This window comes from Ruegeria sp. G2 (assembly GCF_056533505.1).
The window spans coordinates 297,515-314,881 of the sequence record NZ_JBQFON010000003.1 but is presented as its reverse complement, the minus strand read 5'-3'; the positions used below and the strand labels follow the sequence as shown (position 1 = coordinate 314,881).

The window sequence follows — 17,367 nt, the reverse complement described above, 5'->3', positions numbered from 1 at the left end:
AAATTCTTGCAAGGAGGCAAGTCAGATGAGCAAACGCTGGTTCGCTGTGGCAGGTATCGCGGCCGCGTTGGGTTTCGCCTACATATTCGCAGGTACGCCGCAATCTGCTGTAAAGGTCAGCGACGGGCGCGCCGCGCCGATGGGGGCGTCGGGATCGCAGTTCATGGTCACTCTTAACCTGCAAAATGACGGTGACCCTCGCATTCTTCAAATCGTCACGTCGCCATCTGGAGCCCAAACGTCATTAATGAACCCTGGACATGACAAACCACTTGTAGTGCCTGGCGGCGATCTGGCGCAACTGGCAATGGACGGGGCCCATATCATGTTGCAAGTACCCGACGGTAGCTTTCCCGAAGGCACGTATCATTCGCTGGCGCTCACGTTTGACGATGGCAGCGAGGTTGTGACTCGCATCCTGAATCCAGAGGCGACCGGCAGTATGACGTCAATGGACCACAGCAATGCCAACGGCATCGAAACCTCCCCTAGCCCGACGATCGCGCTGGTTCAGGACCCGCAGGTCAGCACTGACGGATTTGCTGTTCAAATTAGCGTTAAAAACTTCGAGTTTGTCCTTGTCGAGGACGGCACACCGCATATCGACGGTCAGGGTCACGCCCATATCTATCTGAACGGCCTGAAGCTTGGCCGACTTTACGAAAACAGCTTTCAAGTCGGAGCGCTGAAGCCCGGCGATTATAAATTAACTGTTGCGCTGAACTCTAACGACCACCGCCCTTATATGTCCGATGGCGCACCCATCTCGGTAACCTATAGATTTACACTATGATGCGGATTGCCTTTGGCAAGTGACAAGCCTTCAGTGAATCACAGAAAAGCAGAACACAAGCAGTTGTTCTTAATCGACAAAAGCACGCTCAACAACAAACGTGTCTGGTTTACTGTTCGATCCCTCGACTAGACCGAACTCCTCGAGTAGAGCCTTGGTATCTTTGAGCATATCCATTGAGCCGCAGATCATGCCCCGGTCGGTATCTGGCGAAATAGGCGGAACCCCTAGGTTTTTAAACAGCTTGCCATTGGTCATTAGATCGGTAGTGCGGCCCATGAACGGATAGTCTTCGCGTGTGGTGGTCGTATAAAGGCGCAGACCATGCGCAAACTCTCCGCACAACGGATCGTCTTTCACAGACGCAACCAGGTTCTTGCTATAGGTGAGTTCAGCAACTTCGCGGCAGGTGTGGGTGACGATGACTTCGTCAAACTTCTCATAGGTCTCGGGGTCTCGGATCAAACTGGCAAAGGGCGCAAATCCGGTACCTGTAGAAAACATCCAAAGCCGTTTGCCGGGCAACAACGCATCGTTCACCAAGGTGCCCGTTGGTTTTCTGCGCATTAATATTGTGTCACCTTCCTTGATATTTTGCAGATGCTCGGTGAGCGGGCCATCCGGAACTTTGATCGAATAAAACTCCAACTCCTCATCCCAACTGGGAGACGCCACAGAGTAGGCCCGGAACACAGGCTTCTCGTCATTTGGCAGGCCAATCATCACAAATTCACCGGACCGGAAGCGGAAAGATGCAGGCCGCGTCATACGGAACCGAAACAGCCGATCAGTATAGTGCTGCACTTCAGTTACGGTCTGGGCAAATACACCCGCCGGGATCGGGAACTTTGTCTCTTTGGAATCGAGCGCCATCAGATCACCTCCTCTTGCCACCAAGAAAGCGGCCAGATGCCTCACCCTTAGGCATTCTTCGTCAGTCACCTAGGTCAGGCTATTCACTTCATTAGTATACTAATGATTATGAGGTAATGGAATATCCTGTCAATTGATTTGTGAAGAATGCCTTTCGCCCCAGAATTATCTTGACGCATGCCTGCTAATTATATTCGTATACTAATGAATAGTGGGAGGATCTTATGGAAAAACTTGTCATTAAGAACATCGGCATGATCCTGTCAGGAAAAATGGAAGAACCGATTTTTGATGGAGATTGTCTGATTGCCATAGATGGTAAGATAGACGCATGGGGCAATGAAAAGGACCTCGATACCGACGACGCAACCAGCATCGTAGACGCCCATGGTGTGACGCTTGCCCCCGGTCTGATCGACAGCCATGTGCACCCGGTGGTAGGTGACTACACGCCCCGTCAGCAACAACTCCACTGGATCGACTCCACTCTGAACGGCGGTGTGACCACAATGATCTCGGCCGGAGAGGTTCATATGCCGGGGCGACCCAAAGATGTGATCGGCCTCAAGGCGATGTCGATCGCGGCACAACGCTGGTATGAGAATTTTCGCCCCTCCGGTGTCAAGGTCCATGCCGGCGCCCCTGTCATCGAACATGGCATGGTCGAGGAGGATTTCGCCGAACTGGCCAACGCCGGAGTGAAATATCTGGGCGAAGTTGGTCTGGGTTCGGTAAAAGATGGCAAAACCGCAAACCAAATGGTCGAATGGGCCAGAAAACATGGGATTCAGTCCACGATCCACACGGGAGGCCCATCCATCCCCGGGTCCGGCCTCATTGACGCGGATATGGTGATCGAGACAGGTACCGACGTGATCGGGCACATCAACGGAGGTCATTCGGCACTGCCGGATGATCAGATCATCTGCCTTTGTGAGACCTGCACCAAGCAAGCCTTTGAAATCGTTCATAACGGCAATGAACGCGCCGCAGTGCTTACGGTGAATACCGCGCGCGAGTTAGGCAAGCTGGATCAGGTGATCCTGGGCACCGACGGGCCGGCAGGGTCAGGCGTACAGCCCCTTGGCATCTTAAGGATGATCGCCATGCTGTCGGCCTTTGGCAACGTCCCTGCTGAGATCGCTTTCTGCTTTGGCAACGGAAACACGGCACGGCAGCGAGATCTGGATGTGGGTCTTATTGAAAAGGGTCGTTGCGCCGATTTCGTCCTTCTGGACCAAGCGCAGCACGCGCCCGGAAAAAACATGCTTGAAAGCGTCGCGCAGGGGAACCTGCCGGGTGTTGGCATGACGATCATTGATGGCGTGATCTGCTCGGAACGTTCTCGCAACACACCGCCCGCACAACGCCTGCCGGAACGTATTCTGTAAACTCGATTTTCGGTGACTTGGTTTGTTTGGCGCAAAATGCGGGCAACGCGATCTTTGAAGGTCAGGTGATCTTTTTGAGCAATGCCAGAAGCGTCTTTTGCTCGGACTTCTTGAGAGGTGCGAGGGTTTCATGCGAAATCCCGAACCCGTCAGCGTATAGCTGTTCCATCAATTGCGCCCCCGCTTCGGTCAACGAGATGATCGAGCGGCGTTTGTCCCCGGGATCGGCAGTCGCCTGCAATAGTCCCTTAGCCTTCAACCGGTCGACCACGCCCTTGATCGTCGCAATGTCCATTGCCGCAAGTCGGCCCAGCTGGTTTTGCGACACCTCTTTCTTCTCGGCCACCCGGATCAGCGTGGCAAATTGCGTCGGCGTCAGATCTTTGGAAATTCGGTTCTGAAAGATGATCGAATGGCGCTGACTGGCCAGCCGCAAAAGATATCCGACCTGGTCTTCAAGATGGTAGGGATCAACGCTGTTTGACATAAGTGCTCCTAACGAAGCCCGTCTTTGCCTTCTGCTTCATCGTGGGTCAAGCCACCGACACGGGGTAATGGCCGCCCGCTGTCGGTCACGGCCACGGCCACCATGATTTCATTTGCACGTGGCGCATCGTTCAGCCGTACTTCGATGCCGTCAAAGTGGCTGCGCACATAGGCTGCGTCCTTGTGCCCAAGCGGTACATCAAGCACCTGACCAGGCGAACCCATCTTTTTCGAAGACGGCACCAAGGCGGCCCCTTTTTCCACTTCTTTACGCAACGGCGCGCCCAACTTGGGATGGAGGATCGCAGCGGCATGTTCCAACTCGCCATTTTCGCCGACCATGGCCGACTTGCCATAGCTCTCTGCCTGCTCTGGTGTGATGCCAAGGGCTTCTACGCATTTGCGACCCAACAGCGTTCCCAGCTCTGCACCGATCTCCATCAATGCGCTTAAGTCCTCAGTATAGGTGCCCGCAAACGGGTTCTCGATTACTGCAACGGCGACGGCCTTGCGGGTGGCCGGGTCGATCTTTCGTCCGATTTCGGAATGCGTTTCTTCGATGTTTACAGCGATCTTACGAATCTTAGCGCTCATCTCAGGCCGTCCTCTCCTTTGATATCCTTGGCTGCCAGGCCGCCAGCGCGGTCGTGGATGCGTGGTCCCGTGCTCATGACCAGAATGACGGCCATTTCATGAGCTTTGGGCGCGTCGTTCAGGCCGACCTCCATACTGTCAAAGTGGCTTCGAACGTAAGAGGCATTTATATGGGTGATCGGCACATCGAGCCGCCCGCCAACGCCCGTGACTTTCTTGGTAGAGGGTACGATCGCGTTGGAATCATTTAGAAGTTCGCGCATCGCGTAACCTCCCGGAGCGTGCCACAGGGCACCATGTTCCAGCTCACCCGCCTCACCTATCAATGCGCCTTTACCATAGCCTTCAATCTTGTCCGCCCCGCCCAGCATCTCGACCAATCGCCTCGCCATCAGCAAACCAAGTGGCTTGAGGTCCTCCATGAACCACTGAATATCAGGCTCGTAACGCCCGGCAAATGGGTTCTCGATGATCGCAATCGCCGCCGCCCGGCGCAGGGGGCTCGCCGGAGCCGGACCACCTTCGTGGAAAATCTCTTCGACAGAATAGGCTGTTTTCCGGACATTAAGCTGGGACATGTTGTATCTCTTGTTGGAACGAAAATGCGTGTGCACCGGTTGTGACAGATCGGCTCTGGAGGAACAAACCCGCAGACGCGATCCGTCCCAGGGCCTGAAACGACGTCGCGCGGTTGAGACCACGGGCCAAAGCGCGTTCACAATCCTCGGCTGACAAAGCACCACAGCTAACAGTGACCGGCAACTCCCCCAAATCACTGTTCTCGTCGATATCGCAAGCGGCGCGACGTGTGATCGATGGATGACCCGGCAGGTCCACCGCATTGGCGATGAGTGTTGCCGCAACGTCAGCCTCAGCGGCCGATGAGGCGAGCGCCGTCACGCTGTCCGCAATGCCCAGAGACAGGCTGCGCCCGTGGCGACCAGAGGTCGCAATACCCCCGATACGATCCTTGTCCGTAACTTCAATCCGACCCAATTCGCCGCCGTCATGGGCTTGAATCGAGGTATTGAAGCTCGTTCCTGGGGTCAGATATAGAGCGATATCTCCACCGTTGTTGACATAAGCGCGCGTGATATTCGCGCTTTGGGTCATTGCCGCAAGCACCTCATCCGCAATGCTTCCAGCCACGGCGGCCATCCGTGTGACGTACCCGACATCAATCAACGGCAGACACGCGTCATGCATTCGACGCGCAACTGTGCCGTTAGGACGTTTTGTTAGCGGAGACAGCATCCCCCGTAGGTCCGGCAGTTCCGCGACAATTTCGGCGATAATCGTTTCGAACCGCTTTGCTGCGGCCCAATACGCCTGATCCCGATCCCCTTCCACCCAAACAATCAGATCACTGGGGCCATGCTGCAGATGCAGCCGTTGGCCATCGGGCAAAAGGCGCGCGCGCGGCCTCATTCTGCGTCCGCCTTCCAGTTGTAGTTTCCAAGATCCATCGGATCCCCGGCATTAGGTTTTTGTCGTACGTGGCGAGCCTGATCCGAATTGATGTCACTGACGCGGCGCATGTGGTCCACATGTCCGCCCAGAGCAGCGTAATCTCTGACACGCAAGGTAAACTCGATGGGGGCGACAAGCGCGGGAGTTGGAACATAGCCAAAAGAATTCGTGGGCATATCCAACACATCTACCATCACAGTGATCCCGCCTCCGGGCCACACATAGGCATCTGCACCACCACAAGACACATGGGTCAGCGCGTCCTTAACCGATTTGGTCAGGCGCACGGGGTTCTCAGTAACGCCCGCGCGCAGCGATCCCCCTGCCCCACCCATGAACAGCACTGAACAAACCGAAGGTTCGCAGTTTTCCGCAATCAGCGCAGCTGAAGCCGCCAGTTTCGCGGGTACGTCCCGCAGCTGCGGGACAAGATCGGCGTCGAGTTCATAGTATGAAAACTGCTCACCCGTTGTGGACACCATAAACAGCCGCAAGCCTTCCCATGCTGTTTTGGGGTTGAAGGGGCCAAGGATCGCAAGAGGGTCCTCGATATCTGTCCCGCCCCAACCGGTGCCGGGCTCAGCCACTTGGAAGTATCGCCCAGGCGTCGAGCGCCGTCCTTTGATCTTGATCCCCGTTGCCGGTACATCAAGCTGCTTGCCGGTCTCGTGCTCGCTGAGCACTCCGGTGATGTGGTCATCCACCACCACGACGTCGTCGACATGACCGATCCACTGTTTCGGGAACATGCCTATAGTGGCAGAACCGCAGCCTACGCGCATCAAGCTTTCAGTCACGCCATTGATGATAGGCGGTTTTCCCGCTTCAACCACAACTTCGGTGACGTGATCCTCTTCGCCAATGACCATCGTGACAGGTTCTCGGTTGCACAGCCGCAGCAGGGCGTCACAGGTTACGCGGCCTTCTTTCTTGCTACCACCTGTGAGGTGTTCGACACCACCCAAGGACAGCATCTTTGAGCCATATTCAGAGGTCATGACATGGCCGATCGGTTCCCCGTCGACGCGCACCACGTCTCGCTCATGGCCGATGTGGCGATCAGTGTCGATCTTCACCTTCACACCGCAATAGCTAAAGATACCCTCGGTCACGACGGTGACCATATCGACGCCTTCGACCTCTTGGCTGGCGATAAAAGGCGCAGGCTTGTAGTCGGGATAAGTGGTTCCCGCTCCTACAGCTGTCACAAACTGACGCTCACCTTTGAAGATATCGCCATCCCATTCCTCTGTCGCGCCCTCGCCCATGAACGGAACGAGGTCTTGGCCGCTTTGGATGATGGTCAACGGATCAAGCCGAACCAGCTCGCCACCGTGGTTGGCATAACGGTCGCAGGCGCCCGAATTGCCCTCGGCGATATAGCACATCACCGGGCAGGCATCGCAGCGGATCTTTTCTGGCTTCGCAACATCCGTCATCACGTTACACTCTTCTTGAGGGCTGCATGGACGACGCTGGGGATTGCCGGTCCCTTGAACAGTCGTACCCCTGTTGCATGTTTGATTGCGTTCAGGATCGCCGGTGCCGTTGGGATCAACACATGCTCTCCCAGACCCTTGGCTCCATAAGGTCCATGCGCGTCGGCTTCTTCGATGATAATGGCCTCAATCGGAGGGATGTCACCGAACGTCGGGATCAGATAGTCATGCAGGTTCTCGGTCCGGCCGGGGATGTATTCCTCCATTAGCGCCATCCCCAGACCCTGAGCAATACCGCCATGGACCTGTCCTTCGACCAGCATCGGGTTGATGGCCTGACCGACATCATGAGCCGCGATGAATTTCACTGGCGTGACTGTGCCCAGCGCGGTATCCACTTCGACAACAGCCAGATGCGCAGCATAGCCGAATTGGGCGTAAGGATGCCCCTGCCCATTTTTATCCAAGGGCTTTGTCGGCGGATCATAGCTTTCTTCGGCGCTAAGAACATACCCATCCGAGTCCGCTTCTAGAGCCGAAAGATCCAGCACACGAGCCCCCCCGGCATCAATCGCCTGAATTTCCCCGGCGCTGAACTCCAAGGCAGCATCTTCGGCAACGTTCAGACGCTCCAGTATCATGGCCCGCAATGCCTCACCCGAGAGCCGCGCCGCATTGCCCGAGACAAAAGTCTGGCGCGAAGCCGAGGTTTTGCCCGCATCCGGTGTCACATCCGTATCCGCTCCGACAAGCGTAATCTGACCCACCTCGGCCCCAAGTGCGGTGGCAAAAATCTGGGTGATGACGGTATTGGCCCCCTGACCGATATCCATCGCGCCTTGATGCAGCACCACCGTGCCATCAGCGCGAATGCCGCATTTGATGGCCGATGGGTTGGGCAAAGACGTGTTGCCACAGCCATACCATCCGCTGGCGATACCCACACCGCGTTTTACAGCGTCATTTTGTGCGTTGAATGCCTCAACACCTGCGCGCTCTTCGGTCCAGGCAAACCGCAATGCCTCAAGGCAGGCCTTGATCCCAACCCCCTGGTCAAACACCTGTCCGCACACGGTCGGCACACCATTATCCAAAGCGTTGAGAACACGGAACTCCAGCGCATCCATTCCCAGCTTCTCAGCCAGATCGTCGAAAAGACATTCTTGTGCAATGGCTGCCTGAGGCACACCAAAGCCGCGAAACGCCCCCGACGGCGGGTTGTTGGTATGCACACCCTTGGCCTGCGCGATGTAGTCAGCGACGCGGTACGGTCCCGAAGCATGGACCGGCACCCTGTTCGCCACTGTCGGGCCCCAACTGGCATAAGCCCCCGTGTCAAAGCGGCCACGAAAGTCAAAGCCGCAGAGCTTGCCCGTCTTATCAGCACCGATCCTAAGCGTGATGTCTGAGGGGTGCCGCTTGGTCGAACATTGCATGGATTCAGTACGCGTATAACAAAGCCGTACAGGCTTGCCCGTCTTCAGCGCCGCGAGTGCCAGGTAGGGCTGTACGCTCATATCCAACTTGGAACCGAAACCGCCCCCGGTGGCCGTTGGGACAACACGTATGTCCGAGCGGTCAAGCCCCAGAACACGCTCGAGCCCTTCGAGATCCATAACCGGGGCTTGCGTGCAGGCATGCACCTCAACGCGACCGTTCACGACTTCGGCGAAACCGGCTTCAGGTTCGATATAGGCATGCTCGACAAAGCCGCTTTCAAACTGGCCTTCCACAGTTACATGCGCGCGTGCCAGAGCCGCATTTGGATCGCCACAGGTCACAAACCCTGTGCACATCACGTTATTTTCCCGCCCGTGATGAAGTTGATCAGCTTTTTGGTCTTCGGCTGCATCCATGTCTTGTAAGGTCGGCATTTCGGTCCAAGTAATCGGTACCATTTCCGGATCGATCGCGCGAAGCACATCCCGAGCACCAATCAGTGCCGCGACAGCCTCTCCCCTGAAACGCGTCTCCCGCTCGGCAAAGACAGGCTGGTCTTCAAATCCGGGTATCACGCCAAAGTTGTTCTGGCCCTTCACGTCTTCCGCAGTCAGTACCGCGTCCAGTCCAGCCGCCTGCGCGAACCCTTCGAGGTCACCGATTTCAAAGACCGCCCGGGCATGGGGGGAGCGAATGACCAAAATCTCAAGGCACCCCACGGGTGCAATATCATCGCCGTACTTGACGGTAGCCGAAACTTTTTCGATCCCATCCAAATGCTGAACCGCATCGCCCACCTTACCTGCTGTCGCGATAGCAACCGAGGGCGCACCCATCACCGCGTCGATGATTTTGCGGTAACCTGTACAGCGACATAGCACACCGCCTAGCGCATCCTTCACTTGCGCCTCGGTGGGCTCAGGCACGTCCCGCAGCAGCGCAACGGCAGATACCATCATGCCGGGTGTACAGATCCCACATTGCGCTGCGCCATGATCCAGTAAGCTCTGCGCCAGTTTGGCCGCCACGGGGTCATTGGCATATAGTCCTTGCACAGTCTCGACTTCGCGCCCCGCAACCTGATGTGCTGGGGTCAGACAGGCGCAAACGGGCTCGCCCTCAAGCAGTACAGTACACGCGCCGCAATCCCCCGCATCGCAGCCAATCTTCACATCGCGTTGCCCCAAACCCTCGCGCAGAACTTCGGACAGTCGTTGGCCAGGGAAAAGCAATGGGGCCGCTTCACGTCCATTCAAACGAAATGGGGTCGGGGTGCCTGAAAGCGCTTTGTTCATCACGAAACCGCCTGGTGAATTGCACGCTGAATTTGATGACGCACTGCATCAAGCCGATACGAACTTGTCCCTCGGACATCATCGATCGGCGTTAATGCTGTGACATCAATCGGAGAAATCCTGACATCAGCGGGATCCTGACCGATCAGGCTCGCCTCTAACGCCGTAAGCCGTTGCGCTACAGCGGAACAGGACCCTACTGCGATGCGAGCCTCGGCTATTCTTCCCTTTGCATCCAAAAGAACATTTGCCGCTGTCATGGCAATAGAAATGACCAAATAGCGACGGCTCCCTAATTTTTCAAAACCAGACGTCATGCCAGCATGGGGTTTCGGCACGATGATCGCTGTCACCAGCTCGTCATCCATCAACGCTGTTTGCCGCACACCCCTGATAAATGCCTCGAGGGGAAGAACACGCTTTCCCTTTGCTGCACTGGCCAGCTCAACCTCAGCATTCAATGCAAGCAGAGGTGGAACACCATCGGCGGCGGGAGAGGCGTTGCAAATGTTTCCGACAACCGTACCTGCATTTTGAATTTGCAGGCTTCCGACCTCGCGCGCCGCCTGCTTCAAGGCATCAAAGGCCCGAGGAAGATCAGTTCTAACAACATCCGACCATGTGACGGCTGCACCAATTCTTGTGCCCCCTTCAGATTGCGTGATGTCCGAAAACCCATCTATTCTTGTTACATCTAACAGATTTTCGGGATGCTGGCCTGCTTTCAACGCCGGATAGAAATCTGTCCCACCTGCAATAACGCGGACCCCGGCCTGCTTAAGAATGCCCAGCGCGTCAGGCAACAAGCTTGGTTGTGAGTAGGCCATGCACATATCCACTTTCATTAGCACACTAATGATAAGTGTGGACGTTTGCCAGAGTCAACAGAACTGTCCTGAGAACACATCCAATCATACATGGGCCGCAGTTTGAGCCAAGTGGGACTCCGTATATCCAATTTGACAGATAATCGAATCCGGATAAGGTACAAGCATGAACATGTCTGAACAAGAATCAACAAGCACTGACCGGATCGGAGCACCGAAATCTGTCAGGATCGCACTCATGCTAGAGGAAGAGATCCGGTCAGGTGGGTTGGATACAGGCGCACCGCTGGCCAGTGAGAATGCTCTGGTCAAACGGTTCTCGGTTAGCAGAAATACTATACGGAAAAGCCTCGATATCCTCAGCCGCAAGGGTCTGATCACGACCCGGCGTGGCATCGGATCATTTGTCACCTTTGGGGGAAAAACGATCGACGACCGGAAAGGTTGGAGCGTTGCGTTATCCTCGGGTGAAACCGAACTTGCGACGCGGATTCTTCGCCTCACACGCGGTAAAATGGATTTAGCAGACGCACCTGAAAGTGTCGGCACCGATGTCTTGATGGTCGATCGTTTACGTTTTCGTGTGAACACCGGTCAGGGAGTGTCGCTGGAACGCAGCCGTGTCCCATGGCGTTCGGAGTTTTCCGAGATAATTGAGACCGGTCTGGAAAACGGCTCTTTGACGGAAACGCTTCGCAGTCGCGGGTTGGCAGTCAACGGCGGTAGCGAATGGGCGCGTGTGTTGCCCGCGCTCAGCGCGGAAGACGCGGCTGTCATGGGGCGCGTGTCAGGAGAACCGATGTTGCGGCTGTGCCGGTTGACCCGTTCAGCCGACGGGGACTCCCTGGAATTTGTCGAGAGCATTCTGGACCCAGACCTGTTTGGTCTGCACATGGAGTTTTGACGGCTATGGCCACTGGAGAACTGGCTTTCAGTCGCGCTTGTGGCGCTCTTGCCGGAATGGCCATCGGGGATGCGTTGGGTATGCCCTCACAAACGCTGTCGCGCTCAGAAATAGCGCAACATTATGGCGAGATCACAGCTTATGTCGCCCCCTACCCCGACCATCCGGTCTCTCATGGCCTACAGGCGGCGCAGGTGACGGATGACACCGAGCAGGCATTTCTGTTGGCTCAACGTCTTGTGAAAGATGGCGAAGGTTTTGACGAGGCGCTTTGGGCGCAAGACCTGCTGGATTGGGAGGGTGACGTCCGAGCGCGTGGTTTGCGCGACCTGCTGGGTCCATCTTCCAAAGCGGCTCTTGCAGCGATGCTGAACGGAGAACCAGCCAGCGAAACGGGGCGCAACGGAACGACAAACGGCGCTGCGATGCGAATTGCACCAGTTGGGATCGCCACGCATTTCTCGCCAACGCAGAGTTTCTTGGACCGCGTGGAACTGGCCTGCCGTATGACGCATAACACGGGCGAAGCCATCGCCGCTGCTGCTGCTGTTGCCACTGTCGTCAGCTGTGGTGTGGATGGTCTTGATTTCGACTCAGCGCTCGACACCGCGCTGGACGCCGCAGAGCAAGGGCAGAAACGCGGCCATCGGTTTGGCGAAGCAAACATGCGCCGTCGGATTTCAAACGCACTTGATCTCGCTGATCAGGGCCTGACCGATGTAGAATTCGCGCAGCTCGTCGGAACTTCTGTCTCTTCGTTTGAATCTGTCCCGGCGGCCTTTGGCATCGTAAGGATGGCGTCGGGGGATGTCTGGAAGGCCACCCGGATTGCTGCGAATATCGGGGACGACACAGATACAATCGGCGCTATTGCCGGTGCGATGGCCGGGGCATGCGCCGGAATTGAAGCCATCGCGCCCGCTGTACTCGACCCTGTTCGTGCTGCCAACAACCTACCCATCGAAGTAATAGCGGAACAGTTGCTTTCTCTTCGCCATACGTCTGACGCTAAGACGGAGGCCGCAAGATGACCAATCGTCTTCTTCAGATGTCAGGTGTTGTGGCCGATCTGCTCTATCAGGTCGAAGCTGTTCCAGCGGTTGGTGAAGAAGCTATCGTCAAGGGTTTCTCCATCGCACCTGGTGGCGGGTTCAACGCCATGGTGGCCGCGAAACGCGCTGGCATGATGGTATTCTATGGTGGTTCTATCGGATCTGGCCCATTTGCCAAGATTATTCGCGAAGGTCTTAACACCGAAGGTATCCCGTTCCTGCGGGCACAAGACCTAACACGCGATCAGGGCTGCTGTACCGTGATGATCGACCCTCAGGGTGAGCGGACCTTTGTGGCAAGCGACGGTGCTCAGGGGCACGTGACTGCCGAGGACTTAATGCAGATCAGCTTTGCCGAATTCGACTGGACCCTTTTGTCTGGCTACGCTCTGCACTACACGGGCTCGCGTGATGCGCTGCACCAGAGGTTATCTTCGGATGCCCGCATCAATAACCTGGTGTTCGATCCTTCGCCCATCATCGCTTCTCTCCCAAATGAAGTGCTGCAGACCGCGTTGAGACGGGCCACATGGATCAGTGCAAATGCGCGCGAAGCTGCGGTTCTGACTGGTCACACGGACCCTGTTGCTGCTGCCAGAGCACTTGCTGAAACCCGCCCTGATGACGGTGGAACTGTTGTGCGACTGGGGGAAGACGGCTGCATTCTGGCCCGGCCCGATGCTCTTCACCATATCCCACCTTACCGCGTTCAAGCGGTGGACACCAACGGCGCTGGTGACACCCATGTTGGCAGTTTCATCGCGCGAATGGCGCGCGGTGATACCCCAAAGGAAGCAGCCATTTACGCAAATGTCGCTGCGGCGTTGTCAACCACACAACAAGGGCCCGCAACGGCGCCGACCCAAGCGGTCGTGGCGGACGCCCTAAACAAGAAAGAGGCGGGTTGATCGAGAACCAAAGCTAAAGACCATTCAACCGGGAGATCACAATGAACAAACGTATCCTATTAGCAACCACAGTTGCTTTGACAACAACGGGCGCGGCCGTTCTGGCCGATGAGATCCGAGTTCTCAATTGGCAAGGGTATGGAACCGACGAAGACTGGGCCATTTCTGCCTTTACCGAGGCAACGGGCCACACCGTCGTTCATGAATACTTCAATTCTGAACAAGAGATGTTGACCAAGCTTCGGACCAACCCCGGTGCCTATGACGTCGTGCTGATCAACGCGGCCTTTACGCCACAGGCGCAGGCCGAGGGGCTGATAGGGCCAGTGGACAGCTCGATGGTCGCGAATTTTAGCGACGTGCCCGAAAATCTGGCCGCCAATCCGGACCTCAACGCCGGAGGTGCGCTGCATGGAATGCCTTGGACCTGGGGCCTGACATCCTTTGCTGTGAACACCAATGAATTCAACGAGATACCAACGTCGATTGAGGTATTTTGGGACACGGCGCACGAAGGCAAAGTCTCGATCCGCGATGACGCGTTGGAAGCCGTACAATTCGCAGCTATCGCAACGGGCCAGGATATCAACGACATCCAAGATCTCGATGCCATCGAGGCCAAACTTGCCGAGTTGATGCCTCAGATCAAAACCTATTGGGGTTCGGAGAACGACTGGAACCAGTTCATGGCTGCGGGCGATCTGGATGTGGCGACCTTCTGGTCAGGTTCTGCGAGCCGCTCGATGGCTTCCGGACTACCGGTTCAATTCATCGTGCCGGACGAGGGTGCAATCGGCTGGTTGGATGGTCTGTCGATCCCAACATCATCGACCAAGAAAGAGGCTGCACACGCCTTTATCAATTGGATGATCGACCCTGAGTTCTACGTCAAATGGGCCGAAAGCGGTGCCCCAGCTTCGGCCAATGCCAAGGCCGCCGCTGCGTTGCCTGATGACGCCTTCAACAAACGCGTTCTGGGCGACCCCGCAGTCGTGGCACGCGTCCAGTTCCAGCGTCCGGTCTCGGATGAAAATCGCGAGAGATACCTTGAGCTCTGGCAAGGGTTGAAAGCCGCCCAATAAGCCCAGGCACGCTAAGGAGAAAGCAGACATGTCAACGGTTCTCGCCCGACAAAACAGGCTCAAGATCGTCAGCCTGCTTTCTCCGGCTTATATTTGGCTGACGGTGGCAATATTTTTGCCGCTGTCGGCGATGTTGTATTTCAGCTTTTTGTCCGATGTGCCTTTTGGCGATGCCGAATGGCACTACACATCTGAAAACTATCAGGCCTTCTTCCAGACCTCGACTTACGCAACGCTGCTGTGGAAATCCATAAAGCTGGGCCTGACTGTGACGGTGATTTCCGTGCTGGTTGGCTTTCCCTGCGCCTATGTTCTGGCTAAGGCGATTAAGGGTAAGTCGCGCGAAGCACTATTCCTTCTGGTCATCCTGCCCTTCTGGTCGAATTCTCTGGTCCGGATATTTTCCTGGGCCATCGTTCTGCGCGGAAATGGAGTGCTAGAGCTCGGCCTCAACGCGATCCTGCCGTTCGAGGTCGATGTGAACCTGATGTTCTCGACCCCTGCGATCGTTATCGGCCTGGTCCATTCTTACCTGCCTTACGTGATCTTGACTTCGTATCTAGCCTTACAGGCCATCGACGACAATCTGATCGACGCCGCGCGGTCAATGGGGGCGAACAAACTGACCATACTGTGGCGCGTCATCCTGCCTTTGTCCCTGCCCGGGCTGTTGGCCGGTGCGGTACTGATTTTTGTACCTGTCGTCGGCTCTTTCATGGAGCCGCGCATATTAGGTGGTCGTGTTGGAACTTACTTTGGTACTGTGATCGAGGATCAGTTCGTGGCCGTGTTCAATTGGCCCTTAGGGGCTGCCTTGTCCTTTATCCTGCTTGCGGTGGTTTTGGTGATCCTGGCAACCGCCAGCCCGGCATTACGGAGGGCACAGACATGAATAACACCTATCTGGTCTGGGCAGGTAAGGTTTGGCTTGGCCTAATCCTATTCTTTCTTTACGCCCCGATCATCGTCATGGCGTTCATGTCCTTCAACGCGTCACAGTATTATCAACTGCCCTTCGAGTTCTCGCTAAAATGGTACGAAAAACTGGGCCAGAACACCGAAGTTCTGAATGCCGCGACCCGCTCAATTCTGATCGCGTTCGCTACAACAGTGATTGCCACCATCTTGGGCACAGCCGCCTCACTGGCCCTGTTCCGGTTCGAGTTCCGTGGCAAGCGCTTCCTGCAGGTGATGCTGTTCCCGCCGATCGCAATTCCATGGCTGATCACCGGCACGGCGATGCTGATCTTTTTCTATGGCGTCGGTCTTGGCCGCGGCACACCGTCGGTTCTGATCGGCCATGTCGCGCTTGCACTGCCTTACGTGATCGTCGTCGTCAGCGCCCGTTTGGCGACATTTGATCCCACACTGGAAGAGGCCGCAAGGTCCATGGGTGCCGACAGCTGGACTGTGACGCGCCGCGTCACCCTGCCCTGGATCGCTTCGGGGATCATTGCCGGTGCTCTGTTCGCTTTTGCGGTCAGCTTTGACCAGTTCGTTGTATCGTACTTCCTCTCCGAACCCGGCGACAGCACGTTGCCAGTGCTGATCTACACCTCGATCCGCAAAGGCTTCACGCCGGAAATCAATGCAATCTCGACAATCATTATCGTAATCTCGATGGCCGTGATGCTGTTTGCAGCCCGGTTCTCAAATTTCGGAGGAGAACGCTGATGGCCGATGTTTCTGTCCAAAACGTCACCAAAACATTCGGGTCACTCAAGGCTTTGAATGACGTCACCATGCACTTTCCGGATGGTGGTTTTTTTGCCCTGCTCGGCCCGTCAGGCAGCGGTAAGACGACGTTGCTGCGTGCCATTGCCGGATTCATCTTTGCGGATAGTGGTTCGATCCATATCGGTGATCAGTCGGTCGAGCACATTCCCGTCGAAAAGCGCGACATCGGAATGATGTTCCAGAACTATGCTCTGTTTCCCAATATGACCGTCGCCGACAATGTGGGTTTTGGCTTGCGTGTACGCAAAGTAGGTGCCGCTGAGGAACGCCGCCGCGTGAGTGAAGCGCTGGAATTGGTACAGCTTGGGCAACTGGGCGACCGCAAACCTCATCAGTTGTCTGGTGGTCAACGACAGCGCGTGGCATTGGCACGGGCTATTGTCACTAATCCAAAGGTGCTTCTATTGGACGAGCCGCTATCGGCCTTGGACAAATCCTTGCGTGTCGACATGCAGATAGAACTGAAGCGTATTCAGCGCGAGATTGGCATTACAACGATCTTTGTGACCCATGATCAGGAAGAAGCCCTTACTTTGTCAGACAAGATCGGCATTCTCAGACAGGGAACGATGATTCAGGCTGGCCCGCCACGCGAAGTCTACAACAATCCCGTCGACGTCTTTACCGCCGAATTTCTGGGCGAAGCCAATATTCTGACAGGTCAAAGCGGCTTGGCTCTGAATTCTGGCGGCGCGGATATCAAATTGCCACACAGAGCGACACCGCAGTCGACCCTGGCCGTCAGACCCGAGAACATGAGCATATCTATCTCAGAGCCTGACGGCGACGAGATCTCAAAACTCCCCGCCACGCTGGTCCGTCGCATCTTCGCCGGAGCGATGGCGACCTGCGTCCTGAAACACAACGACAGCACCTTCAAAGTCATTGCGCGCGATCAGGACATCCCGGATTTGCCCGAAGGTGGCGAAATATGGCTGAGCTGGAAACCCGAGCACACGATTGTTGTACCAGAAGGATCAGTTGGGTTCGATCCCAACTGAGCCGAGCAAGATCAAGTTCGAAAACCCTCGTTCGTGGCGCTACGACAAACACGGCCCTGACGTGCGTTGACCTCG

At 56.1% G+C, this 17,367-nt stretch carries 17 protein-coding genes; 9 read left to right on the top strand and 8 right to left on the bottom strand.

Annotated features, from left to right (window positions below):
- Positions 1-25 precede the first annotated feature (25 nt).
- On the top strand, positions 26-793 hold the full coding sequence (locus ACR0DU_RS08570; RefSeq protein WP_480873651.1) for a copper chaperone PCu(A)C: 768 nt from the start codon (positions 26-28) through the stop codon (positions 791-793).
- A gap of 69 nt (positions 794-862) precedes the next feature.
- Here ACR0DU_RS08570 and ACR0DU_RS08565 read toward each other — a convergent pair whose 3' ends face one another.
- Positions 863-1,666 (bottom strand): ferredoxin--NADP reductase, encoded by an 804-nt coding sequence (locus ACR0DU_RS08565; RefSeq protein WP_480873648.1) that lies wholly within the window; start codon positions 1,664-1,666, stop codon positions 863-865.
- Between the two features lie 224 nt (positions 1,667-1,890).
- Here ACR0DU_RS08565 and ACR0DU_RS08560 point away from each other — a divergent pair, with 224 nt between their 5' ends.
- The gene (locus tag ACR0DU_RS08560) at positions 1,891-3,057 is read left to right on the top strand and encodes an amidohydrolase family protein (protein WP_170543549.1); all 1,167 of its coding nucleotides are present in this window, start codon (positions 1,891-1,893) and stop codon (positions 3,055-3,057) included.
- 61 nt (positions 3,058-3,118) lie between these two features.
- Here ACR0DU_RS08560 and ACR0DU_RS08555 read toward each other — a convergent pair whose 3' ends face one another.
- Genes ACR0DU_RS08555 through ACR0DU_RS08525 form a run of 7 tightly spaced genes read right to left on the bottom strand, consistent with a single transcriptional unit; the run spans position 3,119 to position 10,608 of the window.
- The gene (locus ACR0DU_RS08555) at positions 3,119-3,544 is read right to left on the bottom strand and encodes a MarR family winged helix-turn-helix transcriptional regulator (protein WP_010442642.1); all 426 of its coding nucleotides are present in this window, start codon (positions 3,542-3,544) and stop codon (positions 3,119-3,121) included.
- An 8-nt stretch (positions 3,545-3,552) separates the two neighbouring features.
- Complete coding sequence (locus ACR0DU_RS08550) at positions 3,553-4,137, bottom strand: amino acid synthesis family protein (RefSeq protein ID WP_170477094.1); 585 nt, start codon at positions 4,135-4,137, stop codon at positions 3,553-3,555.
- Positions 4,134-4,715, bottom strand: a complete 582-nt coding sequence (locus tag ACR0DU_RS08545; protein ID WP_170781911.1) for an amino acid synthesis family protein — start codon at positions 4,713-4,715, stop codon at positions 4,134-4,136. The genes ACR0DU_RS08550 and ACR0DU_RS08545 overlap by 4 nt, the downstream gene beginning before the upstream one ends.
- On the bottom strand, positions 4,702-5,565 hold the full coding sequence (locus ACR0DU_RS08540; RefSeq protein WP_480456445.1) for a UPF0280 family protein: 864 nt from the start codon (positions 5,563-5,565) through the stop codon (positions 4,702-4,704). The genes ACR0DU_RS08545 and ACR0DU_RS08540 overlap by 14 nt, the downstream gene beginning before the upstream one ends.
- Positions 5,562-7,046, bottom strand: coding sequence for a 6-hydroxynicotinate reductase (locus ACR0DU_RS08535; RefSeq protein ID WP_480873642.1), 1,485 nt, complete (start codon positions 7,044-7,046; stop codon positions 5,562-5,564). The genes ACR0DU_RS08540 and ACR0DU_RS08535 overlap by 4 nt, the downstream gene beginning before the upstream one ends.
- Positions 7,046-9,781, bottom strand: coding sequence for a molybdopterin-dependent oxidoreductase (locus ACR0DU_RS08530; RefSeq protein ID WP_480873640.1), 2,736 nt, complete (start codon positions 9,779-9,781; stop codon positions 7,046-7,048). Before ACR0DU_RS08530 ends, ACR0DU_RS08535 begins: the two co-directional genes overlap by 1 nt.
- Positions 9,781-10,608, bottom strand: coding sequence for an FAD binding domain-containing protein (locus ACR0DU_RS08525; RefSeq protein ID WP_319546701.1), 828 nt, complete (start codon positions 10,606-10,608; stop codon positions 9,781-9,783). The genes ACR0DU_RS08530 and ACR0DU_RS08525 overlap by 1 nt, the downstream gene beginning before the upstream one ends.
- 166 nt (positions 10,609-10,774) lie before the next feature.
- On the opposite strand from ACR0DU_RS08525, the gene ACR0DU_RS08520 reads away from it, so the two are divergent.
- Genes ACR0DU_RS08520 through ACR0DU_RS08490 form a run of 7 tightly spaced genes read left to right on the top strand, consistent with a single transcriptional unit; the run spans position 10,775 to position 17,292 of the window.
- A complete protein-coding gene (locus ACR0DU_RS08520) occupies positions 10,775-11,512 on the top strand; it encodes a GntR family transcriptional regulator (protein WP_480873637.1) in 738 nt (245 codons plus the stop codon).
- Between the two features lie 5 nt (positions 11,513-11,517).
- Complete coding sequence (locus ACR0DU_RS08515) at positions 11,518-12,543, top strand: ADP-ribosylglycohydrolase family protein (protein WP_480873634.1); 1,026 nt, start codon at positions 11,518-11,520, stop codon at positions 12,541-12,543.
- A complete protein-coding gene (locus ACR0DU_RS08510) occupies positions 12,540-13,472 on the top strand; it encodes a PfkB family carbohydrate kinase (protein WP_480873631.1) in 933 nt (310 codons plus the stop codon). Before ACR0DU_RS08515 ends, ACR0DU_RS08510 begins: the two co-directional genes overlap by 4 nt.
- Positions 13,473-13,513: 41 nt before the next feature.
- Positions 13,514-14,554 (top strand): ABC transporter substrate-binding protein, encoded by a 1,041-nt coding sequence (locus ACR0DU_RS08505; RefSeq protein ID WP_480873629.1) that lies wholly within the window; start codon positions 13,514-13,516, stop codon positions 14,552-14,554.
- A 28-nt stretch (positions 14,555-14,582) separates the two neighbouring features.
- Positions 14,583-15,446, top strand: coding sequence for an ABC transporter permease (locus tag ACR0DU_RS08500; RefSeq protein WP_170477115.1), 864 nt, complete (start codon positions 14,583-14,585; stop codon positions 15,444-15,446).
- Complete coding sequence (locus ACR0DU_RS08495) at positions 15,443-16,228, top strand: ABC transporter permease (RefSeq protein ID WP_480873626.1); 786 nt, start codon at positions 15,443-15,445, stop codon at positions 16,226-16,228. Before ACR0DU_RS08500 ends, ACR0DU_RS08495 begins: the two co-directional genes overlap by 4 nt.
- Positions 16,228-17,292 (top strand): ABC transporter ATP-binding protein, encoded by a 1,065-nt coding sequence (locus ACR0DU_RS08490; RefSeq protein WP_480873624.1) that lies wholly within the window; start codon positions 16,228-16,230, stop codon positions 17,290-17,292. Before ACR0DU_RS08495 ends, ACR0DU_RS08490 begins: the two co-directional genes overlap by 1 nt.
- Positions 17,293-17,367: the final 75 nt, after the last annotated feature.

Excerpts from the sequence above, each read along its gene's own strand:
- ACR0DU_RS08530 (WP_480873640.1), bottom strand. The coding sequence starts at position 9,781 with ATGAACAAAGCGCTTTCAGGCACCCCGACCCCATTTCGTTTGAATGGA.
- ACR0DU_RS08540 (WP_480456445.1), bottom strand. The coding sequence starts at position 5,565 with ATGAGGCCGCGCGCGCGCCTTTTGCCCGATGGCCAACGGCTGCATCTG.
- ACR0DU_RS08560 (WP_170543549.1), top strand. The coding sequence starts at position 1,891 with ATGGAAAAACTTGTCATTAAGAACATCGGCATGATCCTGTCAGGAAAA.
- ACR0DU_RS08570 (WP_480873651.1), top strand. The coding sequence starts at position 26 with ATGAGCAAACGCTGGTTCGCTGTGGCAGGTATCGCGGCCGCGTTGGGT.
- ACR0DU_RS08505 (WP_480873629.1), top strand. The coding sequence starts at position 13,514 with ATGAACAAACGTATCCTATTAGCAACCACAGTTGCTTTGACAACAACG.
- ACR0DU_RS08565 (WP_480873648.1), bottom strand. The coding sequence starts at position 1,666 with ATGGCGCTCGATTCCAAAGAGACAAAGTTCCCGATCCCGGCGGGTGTA.
- ACR0DU_RS08500 (WP_170477115.1), top strand. The coding sequence starts at position 14,583 with ATGTCAACGGTTCTCGCCCGACAAAACAGGCTCAAGATCGTCAGCCTG.
- ACR0DU_RS08545 (WP_170781911.1), bottom strand. The coding sequence starts at position 4,715 with ATGTCCCAGCTTAATGTCCGGAAAACAGCCTATTCTGTCGAAGAGATT.
- ACR0DU_RS08525 (WP_319546701.1), bottom strand. The coding sequence starts at position 10,608 with ATGGCCTACTCACAACCAAGCTTGTTGCCTGACGCGCTGGGCATTCTT.
- ACR0DU_RS08495 (WP_480873626.1), top strand. The coding sequence starts at position 15,443 with ATGAATAACACCTATCTGGTCTGGGCAGGTAAGGTTTGGCTTGGCCTA.
- ACR0DU_RS08555 (WP_010442642.1), bottom strand. The coding sequence starts at position 3,544 with ATGTCAAACAGCGTTGATCCCTACCATCTTGAAGACCAGGTCGGATAT.
- ACR0DU_RS08550 (WP_170477094.1), bottom strand. The coding sequence starts at position 4,137 with ATGAGCGCTAAGATTCGTAAGATCGCTGTAAACATCGAAGAAACGCAT.
- ACR0DU_RS08520 (WP_480873637.1), top strand. The coding sequence starts at position 10,775 with ATGAACATGTCTGAACAAGAATCAACAAGCACTGACCGGATCGGAGCA.
- ACR0DU_RS08490 (WP_480873624.1), top strand. The coding sequence starts at position 16,228 with ATGGCCGATGTTTCTGTCCAAAACGTCACCAAAACATTCGGGTCACTC.
- ACR0DU_RS08535 (WP_480873642.1), bottom strand. The coding sequence starts at position 7,046 with ATGACGGATGTTGCGAAGCCAGAAAAGATCCGCTGCGATGCCTGCCCG.
- ACR0DU_RS08510 (WP_480873631.1), top strand. The coding sequence starts at position 12,540 with ATGACCAATCGTCTTCTTCAGATGTCAGGTGTTGTGGCCGATCTGCTC.
- ACR0DU_RS08515 (WP_480873634.1), top strand. The coding sequence starts at position 11,518 with ATGGCCACTGGAGAACTGGCTTTCAGTCGCGCTTGTGGCGCTCTTGCC.